The organism is Planococcus salinus (assembly GCF_003719725.1).
GTDB lineage: Bacteria > Bacillota > Bacilli > Bacillales_A > Planococcaceae > Planococcus > Planococcus salinus.
The window spans coordinates 1-14493 of the sequence record NZ_RIAX01000017.1; the positions used below are offsets into that span (position 1 = coordinate 1).

Genomic DNA, 14493 nt, shown 5'->3' on the forward strand with positions numbered 1-14493 from the left:
TGCGATGGTCGTAGGTTCGAATCCTACCTTCGGAGCCATACTGGGGAAGTACTCAAGTGGCTGAAGAGGCGCCCCTGCTAAGGGTGTAGGTCGGGCAACCGGCGCGAGGGTTCAAATCCCTCCTTCTCCGCCAGTAATTGGCCCCTTGGTCAAGCGGTTAAGACACCGCCCTTTCACGGCGGTAACACGGGTTCGAATCCCGTAGGGGTCATTCTAAAAAAGCGTCATGCATTCCATTGCATGACGCTTTTTTTATTTGCAGTTCGCCAAAAAGTTTAGGCTTTAACGGATTGGTGAACTGCCGGAACAGGTTTTTGGTTGGATAAATGACTGTGCAAAGCCATGCCGATTATTATAATAAAGACACCCAGCCAGGATAATGGAGAAGGAAAAGCGATTGATAAAATCAACATTTCACCAGCTAAAGCAAAAATAACTTCCATGGATTGTGTGGCTTCCACAGATCCCAGTTTTTGCATATCTCCTCTTACCATATCGGTAGCCTTGAAGAAAAGGACGGTAGCAATTATACCTGAACAAACTGCGACCACTAACGTTTGAAAGCTTTGTTCAATGCTGGGTGGTCCTACGGTAAATAAGCCATAAATTGAGAGCAGCAGCCAGAATGGAAGACTCGCCAATGTCATGCCCAGTACTCGCTGATAGGCATCCAGGCGACCTTCGCAGCTATCCATCATTTTCCGGTTTCCCAGTGGGTATGCAAAAGCAGCCAAAATGACTGGCAGGACACCGAGCAGCAAAACACCGGTTGGTAAAGAAGAGGCATGCTGTAGTTGCATGAGAACAATTCCTACGAGAATAATCAGCGAAATTCCTAAGCCTTTTAAAGGGATTTTGCCTCTTTGAAGGACAGGTCCCTGGCTTGTTTGTTTTTTTACCAGGAACAAAGGGGCAAGCAAAGTGCCGGCGATTATCGTAAATTGCCAGGTTCCAGCAATCAGCCATCCCGGGGAGTAGGCGGCAGCGTAGCACAAAGGAGCATAAAATAAACCGAATCCGACAAAGCTCCATAGCAGCCAGGTTCCGGGATTTTTCTTCATTTCCTTCAAAAGAGGCCCCATGTTTTTGCGGGCCAGAACAATAATCACCAGAAATGGCACCATGAAAATATATCGAAGTGAAGCACTCCAAATCCAGCTGCCGCCGCTTGCTTCCATTGCAGCGTTTAAAACAAATGTAACAGCAAAAAAGAATGCTGCAAGAATACCAATGACAATGGGACGCATATATTCACCTCAACTTTGTTTCAAACTTACTATCAAACATATCGCATAGTGGATACTGCATCAATAAAAATTTTTATGGTGCAAATGAAAAAGGCCTTTCCTTAACGGAGAGGCCTTTTTTTCACAGCAAGTGACTGATTAATAATCCGATTCCCAAAAGGAAAGCGAATAATGTATTGGTGACACCGGTATCTTTCATGGCCGGCATTACTTTCAGTGGTTCTGAAAACTTCCTGAAGACAGCAATGACTTTTACGGGCTTGACTGCGCTGAGCAGCACGAGAAGCGTCCAGGGAGTGACTGCCCCTATTATCACGAGCAGAATGATCCAGGCATATGACAAAGCGAAAAATGCCAGTAAGATGTTAACGGCTGCAGGTCGTCCGACTAATATGGCGAGTGTTTTGCGCCCGCTTTCTGCATCTCCCACCATATCGCGGATATTATTCGACATCATGATTGCTGCCACAAGCAGTGTACTTGGGATTGCCAGTAGCACTGCCTGTGTGCTGACGGTACCGGTTTGGATGAAAAATGCGATAATGACAATCAAAAAGCCCATGAACAAGCCTGAGAATAATTCACCGAACGGCGTGGAAGCAATTGGATAGGGGCCTCCTGTGTAAAAATAACCTACTGCCATGGCAATAGCGCCCACTACGAGAAGCCACCAGCTGGTTTGTGAACAAATATAAAGACCGATCACCGCGGATATTCCATACAACAGGAACGCCAGGGACAATACGGTTTTCGGGCTGACGCCATTGCGTACAATGGCGCCGCCGATTCCTACGGACTTTTCGTTGTCCAATCCACGGGCAAAATCGTAATATTCGTTGAACATATTGGTGGCTGCCTGGATCATCAGACTGGCGACAAGCATGGCGAGAAATAAATCCCACCGGATTGAAGTATGATTCAAAGCAATCATTGTTCCTAAAAAGACAGGGGCAAAAGCTGCGGTTAACGTATGGGGGCGTGTAAGCTGCCACCAAACCCGCCAGCCGCTGTCCGCTTGTATTGAATGTGTCATATTTATATCTCTCCTTTAATTCATTCCAATCTATATTGTACTGCAAAAATGAAGGAATTACAGCAAATGGTGTGCTGATTTCAACAGAAAAGGGTATGATAGAGGGTAGAGGTTTAAAGTGTAGCAGTTTGGCGCACACTCAGTGCAGCTAATGAAAACGGAGGTAATATGATGAATTCACAACCGTATTCATCGACCAGTAATTCCATGGATACGCGTTATTCTGCGTATCGCTTTTATACAGAAACAATTGAAATCTCCCCTTTGTCGGCTTTGGCGTTTTTTGAAGCAGGGGGAAAAGGGCATAATGGCAAGCGGATGTTTTGGCAAAACAGGGAAAAGACGTTTACGTTTGTCGGACTTGGTCATGCGCATGTATTGTCGGCTTCGGACTATTACGGACGATTTGAAGATATCAAACAGCAGTGGCAAAGCCTGTGCCAACAAATCGTTAACGAAGAGCCGGAAGTACAACCGATCCTTTTCGGTGGATTTTCGTTTGATCCATTAAATGATTATGAAAGTGAATGGATTCATTTCCCGGACGCTTATTTTGTGGTGCCGTCTTTTCAGCTGACTTTGAAAGAAGACCGTGCATATGTCAGTATTCATCTGATTTCAACAAAACAGGACACATTTGGTGAATTTGAGGCTTTAAGAAAAGAGCGGGACCAGTTGATCCATGCGGCGCAAGTGTCGGAATTGGCAAGTTATGAAAAGCCGCTTGTGATTGAACGCCAGGAAATCAAAAAACAACAATATATGGAATCCATCAAAAAAGTGACGGAAGTGATCAAAGCGGAACAAGCGGAAAAAGTGGTCATCGCCAGAGCGATGAAGCTGACGTTTGAACAGCATTTGCCTTCTTCTTCTGCGCTTTACCAGGTTTCCAAAGAACAGCCGGAAAGCTTTTTGTTCGGTCTGGAAGCGGAAGACCAATTCTTCTTCGGTGCCACGCCCGAGCGCTTGGTGAAAGTGGAAGACCAGCAGGCATTATCGACTTGTCTGGCAGGGTCGATTCCCCGCGGAAAAACGGTGGAGCAGGACACAGAGCTTGGCAATGAATTATTAAATGATCCGAAAAACCGTTCGGAACATCAGTATGTGGTGAATATGATCAGCCAGGTTTTTGCGGAACACTGTGCCAGCATGTATATTCCGAAACAGCCGAAATTGATGAAAATCCGGGATATTCAGCATTTGTACACGCCGGTTGAAGGAAAGTTGACAGATGGCTCCACCTTATTTGATTTGGTGAAGGATCTGCACCCGACACCGGCACTGGGCGGAGAACCGAAGGAAGAGGCGCTCAGTCTTATCCGCCAGTATGAAACGATGAACCGCGGCTATTATGCAGCACCGGTCGGCTGGATCGATGCCAATGGTAACGGGGAATTCGCTGTAGCCATCCGTTCGGCTTTACTGAATGAACAGGACGCTTTTTTGTTTGCAGGAGGCGGAATTGTCGCAGATTCCACGCCTGAGTCGGAGTACGCAGAAACATGGGTTAAATTCAGACCGATGCTGCGCGCATTGGGAGGTCAATTGAGTGACGAATCGTGAGTTTTTGACGGAATACGTATCAGCTTTCACCCATTCACTCGTCCAGTCGGGTTTGACGAATGTGGTGATCAGTCCGGGATCCCGGTCCACACCGCTTGCTTATGCCTGCATGAAGCAGGAAGGCCTGGCGGTTTACCGGCAGATTGATGAACGCTCGGCGGCTTATTTTGCGCTTGGTATGGCAAAAGCTACTGGAAAACCGGTCATGCTGCTGTGTACATCAGGCACAGCGGCCGCCAATTATTTTCCGGCCATCGTCGAAGCATTTTATGCGCGTGTGCCGTTGCTTGTCGTAACCGCTGACCGGCCACATGAGCTGCGGGAAGTCGGAGCTCCGCAGGCGATCAACCAGATCAACCTTTTCGGTTCTCATGTAAAATGGGCTGCCGATTTGCCGATGCCGGAACCGGATAACAAATTGGAATTTTTGTCCCGCCATTTGCATCGTTCACTGGCTTCGGCTGTGACTGCACCAATGGGACCGGTGCATTTGAACGTACCGTTCCGCGAACCGCTGCAGATCGACTTTCAACAGCCATATAACAGTCAGGTGGAGATGACCCATATAACGGGTGATGCCGTGTTGAACGAAAACGCCAAATCGTTTTTGCAGGAGACCCTGGCAAAAGAGCGGGGACTTTTGATAGTCGGGGAAATGACTGCTTCAGTGCCGGACGCTTTTTGGGATTTCGTCCGGAAGTTGAACTGGCCGATACTGGCAGATCCTCTATCAAATCTTCGGGCTAATGTGAAGCCCGAAGATCAGCATTTGATCATCGATTCGTACGATGCTTTACTAAAAAACGAAGCGTTCAAAAACGAGGTGATTCCAGAAGTGGTGGTCCGCGTAGGCCCTCAGCCGGTATCGAAACCTTTGACGTTATACCTGTCAGCCATTAAGCCCGAAACGTATATCGTGTTTGACGAAAGTCCGATGATGCGTGATGCTCAGTCGATTGCGACCCACCATGTACAAGTTCCGGCTGCTGCGTTGTGGCAGTTGCCTATAAATGAAAAAATGGATAATCCATACACGAAGAAATGGTCGGAAGCGTCAGAACTTTTTTGGAAGCTGATGGCCGTGCACTGCGAAGAGCAATGCGATGAAGGCGTTTTGGCCAAAGTGTTTTTTGAACAACTGTCAGGCTGTGATCTGACGGTCAGCAGCAGTATGCCAATCCGTGATGCCGATACGTTTTTCCGCACGACAGAACGGGATGTCATGATTTACGCGAACCGCGGTGCAAACGGCATTGACGGAGTCGTATCGACGGCTTTCGGCGTACAGGCGGCGACACAGCGGCCAGGCTATTTGTTCATCGGGGACTTGTCGTTTTTGCATGACATGAACGGCTTGATCGCTTCGAAAATGCAGGCTGCGGATTTGACCATTGTGATTATGAATAACGATGGCGGCGGCATTTTCTCTTATTTGCCGCAGTCCAAAGAAGAGCGGTATTACGAAGAGCTGTTTGGCACCCCGACAGGCCTGACGTTCAGTGACGCGGCGAAAATGTACGATGCCGAGTATGCAGCGGTTGAGACAAAAGAGCAATTGATAACCGCCTTGCGGAATGAAAAACAGAAGCCGGTGAAAATTGTGGAAGTGTTCACGGACCGGCAGCACAATGTCACCACGCACCGGAAATTATGGGACAGCTTGCACGAGGAGCTGGCGAAACAATGAAAGTGACAGTCAATGGGCTTGTTTACCAGGTGGAAATTTTCAATGAAGAAAGCAAGAAAACCGTCGTGTTTCTGCACGGCTTTACCGGCAGTACGAAGACGTGGCAGGAAGTGGTTTCCCGTTTGGCGGGATATAAGGTCGTGCTGGTCGACTTGATCGGCCACGGCGGGACGGAAAGTCCAGCCGTGACGACGCGGTATTCCATGGAGCACCAAATCGCTGATCTGGATGCGCTCTTCGACATATTGGCTTTGCCGAAATTGACGCTTATTGGTTATTCGATGGGTGGCCGGACGGCACTGGCCTATGCCTGCACGCATCCTGAACGTCTGGAGTCGCTGATTTTGGAAAGTGCTTCTCCGGGACTCGTTTCCGAACAGCAGCGTTTGGAGCGCCGGCAGCGTGATGAATCATTGGCGGACCGGATCGAAGAGGGTGGTGTGGCATCGTTCGTTGACAAATGGGAAGAGATTCCGTTGTTCGAAACACAGAAGCGATTGCCCGAATCCGTCAAAGCTTCTGTACGCAGTGAACGGCTTTCCCAGGAAGCAACAGGATTGGCCAACAGCCTTCGTGGAATGGGGACAGGTGCGCAGCGTTCTTATTGGGACTGTTTAAGAGAATTGCCGATACCGGTTTTATTGGTTACAGGAACTTTGGACTCGAAGTTTACGGCGATTGCAGGAGAAATGTTGGCACATTTACAGGATGGCCAATGGGAAAAGGTGGATGCCGGACATGCAATTCATGTGGAAAAACCGGCTGAGTTTGCTACAATAGTAGAGAAGTATTTGAGTTTCTATTAAGAGGAGGAAAATCATGACACGCGAGTGGGTAACAGAACGTACATATGAAGACATCAAGTACGAAACGTATAATGGCATTGCGAAAATTACCATTAATCGGCCGGAAGTGCGCAACGCTTTCCGTCCATTGACAGTTCAGGAATTGATCGATGCTTTTTCACGTGCGCGCGATAACGCGGATGTAGGTGTAATTGTGTTGACAGGAGAAGGCGAAAAAGCATTTTGTTCAGGCGGTGACCAGTCCGTACGCGGACATGGCGGTTATGTTGGAGACGACGAAATTCCGCGTTTAAACGTGCTGGATCTTCAGCGCCTGATTCGCGTCATCCCGAAACCGGTCGTAGCGATGGTGGCAGGATATGCAATCGGCGGCGGGCATGTATTGCACGTCGTATGCGATTTGACAATTGCTGCAGACAACGCACGTTTCGGCCAAACGGGACCGCGTGTCGGTTCGTTTGACGCAGGATACGGTTCAGGTTATTTGGCGCGCATCATCGGTCATAAGAAAGCGCGTGAAATCTGGTACTTATGCCGTCAGTATGACGCGCAGGAAGCGCTTGATATGGGCTTGGTCAATACAGTCGTGCCATATGAAAAACTGGAAGACGAAACGGTTCAATGGTGCGAAGAAATGCTTTCCATGAGCCCGACAGCACTTCGTTTTGTAAAAGCGGCGATGAATGCCGATACAGACGGTCTGGCCGGCCTTCAGCAAATGGCTGGCGATGCGACATTGCTTTACTATACAACGGATGAAGCGAAAGAAGGCCGTGATGCGTTCAAGGAAAAACGCAAACCGGACTTTGGTCAATTCCCCCGTTTCCCTTGATTTTTGAATAACTGAAGCTGTCCTCTACAGGGCAGCTTTTTTTTGAAGGAAGGATTTTTGCGATGACATATCCAAATTGGCTGAGCCAGCGTGCTCATTTGAGCGGGAGCCGCCTGGCTTTATCATTTCAAGAGACACAATGGACCTTTTCCGAAATCAATGACGTGGCGCTGGAATATGCCGGCAAGCTGACAGCGCTTGGTGTTCAAAAAAATACACGTGTGGCGATTCTTGCGAAGTCTTCGCCTGAGTTTGTCTTTGTCATGTATGGCTGTCTGCATGTCGGCTGCGAGATGGTCATGCTGAATGAACGCTTGGCACGGGCAGAGCTGTCTTACCAAATTGATGATTCATCAGCGGATTACGTGTTGGTGGATGATGTACTGAAAGAGAAAGTTACAGACAGTCAATTGATTTTATTCAGCCGGATCAAAGGTACTTCACCGGTTCCTTTTACACCACAGAAAGAATGGAAAAAGGAACGCACCATTTCCATCATGTATACATCCGGAACGACAGGAAATCCGAAAGGAGTCCGACAGACAGCGGAAAACCACTTTTCGAGTGCGGTTTCATCAGCGTTGAATATTGGGATTTCACCTGAAGACGTCTGGCTTTGCGTAATGCCGCTGTTCCATATCAGCGGATTTTCGATTTTGATGCGTTCACTGATCTATGGTATGGGTGTCCGTCTGCATGATAAATTCGATGCCTCGAGCTGTGCTGCAGAACTGCAGGCCGGAAGGGTGACACATATGTCGGTTGTCGGAGTGACGCTGGAGCGGATGCTTGATGTGTTGGCAGCTGATGAGATGAGCGTTTCTCCCAAGTTTAAAACGATGTTGGCGGGGGGCGGACCCGTGCCGGTCGCTTATATTCAGCGTGCAGCATCCTATGGCATTTCAGTGCTGCAAACCTATGGCATGACGGAAACTTCCTCTCAGACGACTACGCTTCAACCGGCAGATGCAGCCCAGAAAATTGGTTCTTCCGGCAAGCCGCTGTTTTTGTACCAAGTAAAAATAGATGGGGCGGAAAAAGCAGGGGATAAGGGTGAAATTTTAATCCATGGTCCACAAGTAACGCCTGGCTATATCGGCAGGTTCGCGGACCGGAACGTTCAGGAAGACGGCTGGCTCCATACCGGCGATGTCGGATTCTTGGACGAAGAAGGATTTTTGTTCGTCGTGGACCGTCGTTCAGATCTGATTGTATCAGGCGGAGAAAACGTTTATCCGGCTGAAATCGAGAAAGTGCTGTTGGCACATCCGGCTGTCCGGGAAGCGGGTGTCTGCGGTGCACCAAGCGACGAATGGGGCGAGGTGCCGGTGGCGTTCGTGGTGCTGAATAAACCGGTGGAAACCGACGAGCTATTGGTCTACTGTAAAGAGCAGATCGCCTCTTATAAAGTGCCGAAACGGCTTTCTATAGTGGAGACTCTTCCGAGAAACGCTTCAAACAAGCTGCTGAGAAGAGAGCTGAAAGCATGGCTTTGACCATCAAAGGCATTCAATTGGATACCGTGCGGCGACCATTAAAGGCACCTTTTAAGACCGCGTTGCAAACAGTGAAAGAGCGGGAAGTGCTGATTGTCACCGTTGTGGATGACTCAGGATTGGAAGGCTACGGGGAATGCGTTGCTTTTTCAACTCCCTGGTATACGGAAGAAACCATTGCCAGTTGTGATTTTGTTCTGAAAGAGGTATTGATTCCTTTAATGCTCGGTAAAACGATCGAACATCCGGAACAAATCCAGCAGCTTTTTTCAACAATAAAAGGCAACCGAATGGCAAAAGCCAGTATAGAAATGGCAGTGTGGGATTTGTATGCCAAGAAAAAAGGGCAGCCGCTGTGGCAATTGCTTGGCGGTTCCGGAAATCCCATCCCTGCAGGTGTCGTAGTGGCCGCAGTACCCGGTAAAATTGCAGAGCAGGTAGACCGTGCAGTGGAAGCAGGGTACCGGCGCGTGAAAATCAAAATCAGCCCTGATTCAGACGTCAATGTACTGAAAGAAGTGGTCAGAAAGCATCCCGGTCTATTGTTTTTTGCCGACGCCAATGGGACATTTACAGAAGAAAGCTTTGAACAGCTGAAAGATTTGGACAAAGCAGGTTTCGATTTGATTGAACAGCCTTTTGGCGAAAAACAATGGGCGTTTCATGCACGTGCGAAAAAAGAAATGAAGACCCCGGTCTGTCTCGACGAAAGCATTACATGTATAGAAGATGTCCAGCGTATGATTGAAGAAGATGCAGGAGATATCATTGTGCTTAAGATGGGGCGTCTCGGGGGCTGGAGCGAGACCTTGAGAGTGGTCGAATTATGCCGCCAGCACGGCATTGGCATGTGGGTCGGCGGCATGATTGAATTTGGCGTATCCAAAGCGCATAACCTGGCCTTGGCATCATTGCCGGGAATTACATTGCCGGGTGATTTTTCAGCTTCCACTCATTTCTGGGAAGAAGATATCATTGTGCCGGACATACAAGTAGAAGACGGAGAAATTAAACTCAGCAAGGCAAACGGTATTGGCTATGCTGTGAAGCGATGACAAGGAGTGAAGCGGATGTTTTTGAAAAGAATCAGCCTTCTGCGTGAAAACATTGAGCGGTTCGATCAGTATCCGTTCAATATTCCTTCCATTACCAGCCTGGAGCATTTGGACTTGACCAGTGATGTGACTTTTCTGGTTGGCGAAAACGGCTCCGGCAAATCAACTTTGCTGGAAGCAGTCGCTGAGAAATGCGGTTTTAACCTGGCGGGAGGAAGCCGAAATAACACATATGACGTTCATGCCGTCCATTCTGATTTGGGGGAGCAGATCCGGCTTTCCTGGATGCCGAAAATTACCAACGGTTTTTTTATGAGAGCAGAATCATTTTATCAGTTTGCGACTCATCTTGATGACTTGAAAGCGGACGGTGCACGAGGGGCTTATGATGCGTATGGCGGGCGTTCGCTGCACGAGCAATCCCACGGGGAATCGTTTCTCTCATTGTTCCTGAACCGGTTCAATGGCCGGGCCATCTATTTGCTGGACGAGCCGGAAGCCGCGCTGTCCCCGCAGCGGCAATTAACGTTTCTCCGGATTTTGCATGATTTGACGACAAATGAAGGTTGTCAATTTATCATAGCCACACATTCGCCGATTCTGTTGGGATACCCTGATGCTTTGATTTTAAATTTTGATGCCGGTCAAATTGAAGAAATAAAATACGAGATGACAGATCATTATCAAATTACCCGGTATTTCCTGGAGAACCGGGAACGGTTTTTAAAAGATCTGTTGGAGGAATGACAAAACGGAGGGGGAGAAAGCCAGTGAGGAATTTTGACGATGTGGAAATTAAGTACTTTGCCGTCGGACTGCCGGAGAAAATGGAATATGGCAAAGGCAAGGAAATGGAAACCGCCATCCGCAAAAAGGAAGTTCAGGAGGTGTTTCTGTCAAAAGAGGGATTCAAAGGCGATGGGGTGGCAGATACGAAAAATCATGGAGGTCCGGATCGTGCTGTCTGTATTTATCCATATGAACATTATGCTTTTTGGAACGACTATTTCAGCAAAGCTCTGCCTCCAGCCGCTTTCGGAGAAAATTTGACGGTAACGAATATGCTGGAAGAACAAGTATATATCGGTGATATTTTTCGAATCGGAGAGGCCGTCGTTCAGGTGACGCAAGGCCGTGTACCGTGCAACACCATTGACCGACGGCTGGATATGACACCGCTGCTGAAGGGAATGGTAAAGACCGGATTTTCAGGTTATTTATGCCGCGTACTGGAAGAGGGAACGATAAGGAGCGACTCGAAAATTTCACTAGTGAAAGAACATCCGGAACAGGTTTCAGTTCTTTTCGCGAACCATCTGTATTTCCATCAGCCAAAAAACAAAGAAGGCTTGGAAAAAGTGCTGAGAGTTGAAGAACTGGCAGAAAAGTGGCGCAAGGCGTTAACTGAACGCCTGATGAAGCTGTCCGCAAACAACTAGCCGCAGAAAAAAGGCAAAGCCCATTTGGACTTTGCCTTTTTTTATTCCAATATCATTTTCAGGGTTTCCTGGTTTTTCTCCATCAGTGAAAAGTAAGTTTCCCCATTGTCGATGTCTTCCTGTGTCAATACGCTCAAGTTGTGCATTTGCACAGCTTCGGCTCCGACTTCCTGCTGAATGACTTCCGTCAGGTTGGAAGAGACGTTTTGTTCAAAGACGATGTAATCGATCTCTTTCTCTTTTGCCAAATCGACAATTTCGGTCAATTCTTTTTGTGATGGTTCATCCTGGCTGTTCAGTCCGGCAACGGCTATCTGTTCCAAACCATAGGGCTCGGCAATGTAACCGAATGCTGAATGGCTTACAAAGAACGTATTGTTGGAAACCGTATTGCCCAACTCGGAAAATGAACGATCGAGCTGTTCCAGTTCGGTGATGAGTTCGGCATAATTGCTTTCGTATGTCTCGGCTCCTTCTGCATCCGCTTCAACTAAATTATTCTTAATTGACTCGGCGAGCTTTTGACTGAGCACCGGCGACATCCAAACGTGGGGATCGGTTTTCCCGTGATCATGGCCTTCATGGCTCTCGGCATGGCCATCTTCTTCGTGATTTTCTGCGCCGTGGCCGTGTGATTCGCCTTCATGCGCTTCGTCTTCGTGTGTTTCCCCGTCATGCGAGTGGCCGGCCGTCAGTTCTTCATCCGAAATTGCGTCTGCAGTGGCAACGAATTCGACGTTTTCATTTTCCAGCGTATTTTTGGCACTGTCAATAAAGCCTTCCAGCCCCAACCCGATATAAAACAGCAAATCGGCTTCGGCCATAGCAATCATATCCTGCTGCGTGGGTTCGAAATTGTGCTCGTTCGATCCTGCAGGGTAAACCGATTCTACATTAACACGCTCACCGCCGATGCGTTCGGTGAAGTAAGTGAGCGGATAAACGGTCGTATAGACATCCAGTATCGAACCGTCCGTTTCCGTTTCAGTGGCGCTATCATCCACCGCAGGAGCGCCGCATGCCGCCAGTAGCAAAACAAAAGCAAGCAATAAATAAATCTTTTTCATAGTGAACCTCCAAAATGTAATCATTACGTTTTAGTTCCAAAGTGAATATTACAGGATGTGTTTTGAAAACACAAGAAAAACCTCCAATTATTTTTTTGGAGGCCATTCTTCCGGAACAAAATCGATTCCGCCTTTATTGAAAGGGTGACAGCTTAAAATACGCTTCGCTGCCAGGTAACCGCCTTTCAGTGCACCGTGTTTCTCGACTGCTTCAATGCCATAATGGGAGCAGGTCGGATAAAAACGGCAGCTGGGCGGGGTCAGAGGAGAGATGAACCGCTGGTAAAAGCGGAATGTTTTTAACAGAAGAGTTTTCATGATCTTCATCTTCTTTCGGATTGAGTAACTGCGCTTATGTTTATTGTATGGACAGAAGAGGTATTAATAAAGTATAACGACTTATCAAAAGAAATGGAGAGTGGTAAGAAATGTCACAGGAATTAAACCAGGAATTAAACGTACAAGTGGCTTCATGGTCGGTGATCTACACGAAGTTACATAATTTTCATTGGTATGTGAAAGGTCCATCGTTCTTTACGCTTCACACAAAATTTGAAGAACTATACAATGAAGCGACCTTGCATATGGATGAAATCGCAGAACGGTTGCTGGCACTTGGAGGCAAACCGGTTGCGACGATGAAAGAGCAATTGGAAATCTCTGTCGTAGAAGAAGCGACGAGCAGCGAAAGCGCCGAAGAAATGGTGGATACATTGGTAGCCGATTACGACAAAATCATGGCTTCGCTGAAGAAAGGAATGGAATTGGCTGCTGAAGATGGCGACGATATGACAGAAGATATATTGAACGCCATCACGCAGAGCCTGGAAAAACATTCTTGGATGCTGTCTGCATTTTTGGGCGAAAAGAAGTAGAATGGAAGCAGGTGAGCGTACACTGAACACTCAGTGTACGCTTTTTCTAATGTAAAAGAGGTGATAAAGGTGGAATACACCGATTTGAACGGATTTCATTGCAGCTTGTCGTTTGAACCGGGGCGTTTTTCGATTCCGAGCAAGCATGTTCTGGTCATCTGCCGAGTCAATGGGAATTGGCTGCTGACAGAACATCCTTTGCGTGGATTGGAATTTCCGGGAGGAAAAATGGAACAGGGTGAACGTTTACTGGAGACGGCAACCAGGGAAGTGTATGAGGAAACGGGGGCAATCGTTACACAGCTGGAATGGTTTGCCGAGTATCTGGTGAATGCGCCGCAGCCGTTCTGCAAAACAGTTTTTACTGGGAAAGTGGAAAAGATTGATGAAATATCCCCGCTGGAGACGAAGGGAGTCCGCCTGGTCCAGTCACTGGAGCTGGATGGAAGTTATAGTTTTTTGATGAAAGACGAAGGCATGAAGGAAATCATAAAGAGGGTGAAGCAACTTGGAAAATGGAAAGATTGAATCGAAACGGTGGTATCCATCACCGAATCCCCATGTCCGGCTGACGGAAATTGTTTATTGGTCGGAAGGGCTGAAAGTGAAAGGCATGCTGGCGGAACCGAAAAATTCCGGAGATTACAGCGGCATCCTGTATTTACGCGGCGGTATTCAATCGATCGGCATGGTGAGACCGGCGCGCATCGCTCAATTTGCGGCGCAGGGGTTTGTCGTGTTTGCCCCGTATTACAGGGGAAATCGGGGCGGACAAGGACGCGATGAGTTTGCCGGAGCAGACCGGTGGGACGCGGTGCATGCTGTTGATGTCCTGAAAAATTTCTGTAACGGCAAAGTCCATTTGCTGGCGTTTTCAAGAGGTGGCATCATGGCGTTATGGACGGCTGTTTTGCGGGATGATATTACTTCTGTTGTCACGTGGGCTGGTGTGACAGATACTGTATTGACATATAAAGAGCGGCCGGATATGAGGCGGATGATGAAACGTTTATACGGAGGAACGCCTAATACAGCGCTCGCTGCCTATGAAGAGCGAAACCCGCTGCTCCGCTTAAACGAAACAAAAGCGCCATTTTTGATCATCCACGGCTTACAAGACGAAAATGTGCTCCCAGGGCAGGCGTATTTATTGGAAGAAGCGCTGAAGATGAATAATCAGCCTCATGACACGTGGTATTTCCCGGATTATAATCATTTCTTTCCGCCGCTTCCCAACCGGCAGACAGCAAAAGCGCTGACTGTCTGGATGAAAGAAAAAGAAGGCGAATAATTTCGTATATAACATAGAAAAGCCATTCGTGTCTGCGAATGGCTTTTGGAGACTGTTGAGAAACTTTCATCGGTTTATCCATTTCGCTCCAGGCGGACGCTT

Annotated in this window: 15 protein-coding genes and 2 tRNA genes; 13 read left to right on the forward strand and 4 right to left on the reverse strand. The window is 47.9% G+C overall.

The window, feature by feature from the left end; all coding sequences use genetic code 11:
* Nucleotides 1–42: 42 nt before the first annotated feature.
* Nucleotides 43–133, forward strand: a tRNA-Ser gene (locus EEX84_RS15180).
* Between the two features lie 6 nt (nucleotides 134–139).
* Nucleotides 140–211 (forward strand) — tRNA-Glu (locus tag EEX84_RS15185).
* A 64-nt stretch (nucleotides 212–275) separates the two neighbouring features.
* Here EEX84_RS15185 and EEX84_RS15190 read toward each other — a convergent pair.
* Together EEX84_RS15190 and EEX84_RS15195 are read right to left on the reverse strand one after the other, a co-directional pair.
* Nucleotides 276–1247, reverse strand: coding sequence for a DMT family transporter (locus tag EEX84_RS15190; RefSeq protein WP_123166500.1), 972 nt, complete (start codon nucleotides 1245–1247; stop codon nucleotides 276–278).
* A 121-nt stretch (nucleotides 1248–1368) separates the two neighbouring features.
* On the reverse strand, nucleotides 1369–2280 hold the full coding sequence (locus tag EEX84_RS15195) for a 1,4-dihydroxy-2-naphthoate polyprenyltransferase (protein WP_123166501.1): 912 nt from the start codon (nucleotides 2278–2280) through the stop codon (nucleotides 1369–1371).
* A 171-nt stretch (nucleotides 2281–2451) separates the two neighbouring features.
* Between EEX84_RS15195 and EEX84_RS15200 the strand changes: the two genes are divergently transcribed.
* The 8 genes from EEX84_RS15200 (at nucleotide 2452) to EEX84_RS15235 (ending at nucleotide 11158) form a co-directional block, all read left to right on the forward strand.
* Nucleotides 2452–3843: an isochorismate synthase gene (locus EEX84_RS15200; RefSeq protein ID WP_123166502.1), complete on the forward strand. Its 1392-nt coding sequence runs from the start codon at nucleotides 2452–2454 to the stop codon at nucleotides 3841–3843.
* Nucleotides 3830–5530 carry a 2-succinyl-5-enolpyruvyl-6-hydroxy-3-cyclohexene-1-carboxylic-acid synthase gene (menD, locus tag EEX84_RS15205; RefSeq protein WP_123166503.1) on the forward strand — a complete coding sequence of 567 codons (1701 nt, stop codon included), beginning with the start codon at nucleotides 3830–3832 and terminating at the stop codon, nucleotides 5528–5530. The genes EEX84_RS15200 and menD overlap by 14 nt, the downstream gene beginning before the upstream one ends.
* Nucleotides 5527–6336 carry a 2-succinyl-6-hydroxy-2,4-cyclohexadiene-1-carboxylate synthase gene (menH, locus tag EEX84_RS15210; RefSeq protein WP_123166504.1) on the forward strand — a complete coding sequence of 270 codons (810 nt, stop codon included), beginning with the start codon at nucleotides 5527–5529 and terminating at the stop codon, nucleotides 6334–6336. The genes menD and menH overlap by 4 nt, the downstream gene beginning before the upstream one ends.
* Before the next feature lie 13 nt (nucleotides 6337–6349).
* Nucleotides 6350–7168 carry a 1,4-dihydroxy-2-naphthoyl-CoA synthase gene (gene menB / locus EEX84_RS15215; protein ID WP_123166505.1) on the forward strand — a complete coding sequence of 273 codons (819 nt, stop codon included), beginning with the start codon at nucleotides 6350–6352 and terminating at the stop codon, nucleotides 7166–7168.
* Between the two features lie 62 nt (nucleotides 7169–7230).
* On the forward strand, nucleotides 7231–8664 hold the full coding sequence (locus EEX84_RS15220; protein ID WP_123166506.1) for an o-succinylbenzoate--CoA ligase: 1434 nt from the start codon (nucleotides 7231–7233) through the stop codon (nucleotides 8662–8664).
* The gene (menC, locus tag EEX84_RS15225) at nucleotides 8655–9719 is read left to right on the forward strand and encodes an o-succinylbenzoate synthase (protein WP_123166507.1); all 1065 of its coding nucleotides are present in this window, start codon (nucleotides 8655–8657) and stop codon (nucleotides 9717–9719) included. The genes EEX84_RS15220 and menC overlap by 10 nt, the downstream gene beginning before the upstream one ends.
* 15 nt (nucleotides 9720–9734) lie before the next feature.
* Complete coding sequence (locus tag EEX84_RS15230) at nucleotides 9735–10466, forward strand: AAA family ATPase (protein ID WP_123166508.1); 732 nt, start codon at nucleotides 9735–9737, stop codon at nucleotides 10464–10466.
* A complete protein-coding gene (locus EEX84_RS15235; RefSeq protein ID WP_123166509.1) occupies nucleotides 10463–11158 on the forward strand; it encodes an MOSC domain-containing protein in 696 nt (231 codons plus the stop codon). The genes EEX84_RS15230 and EEX84_RS15235 overlap by 4 nt, the downstream gene beginning before the upstream one ends.
* A gap of 41 nt (nucleotides 11159–11199) precedes the next feature.
* Here EEX84_RS15235 and EEX84_RS15240 read toward each other — a convergent pair whose 3' ends face one another.
* Nucleotides 11200–12225: a metal ABC transporter solute-binding protein, Zn/Mn family gene (locus tag EEX84_RS15240; RefSeq protein ID WP_123166510.1), complete on the reverse strand. Its 1026-nt coding sequence runs from the start codon at nucleotides 12223–12225 to the stop codon at nucleotides 11200–11202.
* A gap of 87 nt (nucleotides 12226–12312) precedes the next feature.
* Nucleotides 12313–12543 (reverse strand): membrane protein insertion efficiency factor YidD, encoded by a 231-nt coding sequence (gene yidD, locus EEX84_RS15245; RefSeq protein WP_205125701.1) that lies wholly within the window; start codon nucleotides 12541–12543, stop codon nucleotides 12313–12315.
* Nucleotides 12544–12653: 110 nt separating this feature from the next.
* Here yidD and EEX84_RS15250 point away from each other — a divergent pair, with 110 nt between their 5' ends.
* From EEX84_RS15250 to EEX84_RS15260, 3 genes are all read left to right on the forward strand, one after another.
* Nucleotides 12654–13100: a Dps family protein gene (locus EEX84_RS15250; protein WP_123166512.1), complete on the forward strand. Its 447-nt coding sequence runs from the start codon at nucleotides 12654–12656 to the stop codon at nucleotides 13098–13100.
* A gap of 69 nt (nucleotides 13101–13169) precedes the next feature.
* Nucleotides 13170–13628, forward strand: coding sequence for an NUDIX domain-containing protein (locus EEX84_RS15255; protein WP_123166513.1), 459 nt, complete (start codon nucleotides 13170–13172; stop codon nucleotides 13626–13628).
* Nucleotides 13609–14391, forward strand: coding sequence for an alpha/beta hydrolase family protein (locus EEX84_RS15260; protein ID WP_123166514.1), 783 nt, complete (start codon nucleotides 13609–13611; stop codon nucleotides 14389–14391). The genes EEX84_RS15255 and EEX84_RS15260 overlap by 20 nt, the downstream gene beginning before the upstream one ends.
* The last annotated feature ends 102 nt before the right edge of the window (nucleotides 14392–14493 follow it).

Bases quoted from the DNA above. Each gene is read 5' to 3' on its own strand.
- EEX84_RS15230 (WP_123166508.1), top strand. From the start codon at position 9,735: ATGTTTTTGAAAAGAATCAGCCTTCTGCGTGAAAACATTGAGCGGTTC.
- EEX84_RS15195 (WP_123166501.1), bottom strand. From the start codon at position 2,280: ATGACACATTCAATACAAGCGGACAGCGGCTGGCGGGTTTGGTGGCAG.
- EEX84_RS15235 (WP_123166509.1), top strand. From the start codon at position 10,463: ATGACAAAACGGAGGGGGAGAAAGCCAGTGAGGAATTTTGACGATGTG.
- EEX84_RS15240 (WP_123166510.1), bottom strand. From the start codon at position 12,225: ATGAAAAAGATTTATTTATTGCTTGCTTTTGTTTTGCTACTGGCGGCA.
- EEX84_RS15250 (WP_123166512.1), top strand. From the start codon at position 12,654: ATGTCACAGGAATTAAACCAGGAATTAAACGTACAAGTGGCTTCATGG.
- EEX84_RS15200 (WP_123166502.1), top strand. From the start codon at position 2,452: ATGAATTCACAACCGTATTCATCGACCAGTAATTCCATGGATACGCGT.
- menB (WP_123166505.1), top strand. From the start codon at position 6,350: ATGACACGCGAGTGGGTAACAGAACGTACATATGAAGACATCAAGTAC.
- menC (WP_123166507.1), top strand. From the start codon at position 8,655: ATGGCTTTGACCATCAAAGGCATTCAATTGGATACCGTGCGGCGACCA.
- EEX84_RS15190 (WP_123166500.1), bottom strand. From the start codon at position 1,247: ATGCGTCCCATTGTCATTGGTATTCTTGCAGCATTCTTTTTTGCTGTT.
- menH (WP_123166504.1), top strand. From the start codon at position 5,527: ATGAAAGTGACAGTCAATGGGCTTGTTTACCAGGTGGAAATTTTCAAT.
- EEX84_RS15220 (WP_123166506.1), top strand. From the start codon at position 7,231: ATGACATATCCAAATTGGCTGAGCCAGCGTGCTCATTTGAGCGGGAGC.
- yidD (WP_205125701.1), bottom strand. From the start codon at position 12,543: ATGAAAACTCTTCTGTTAAAAACATTCCGCTTTTACCAGCGGTTCATC.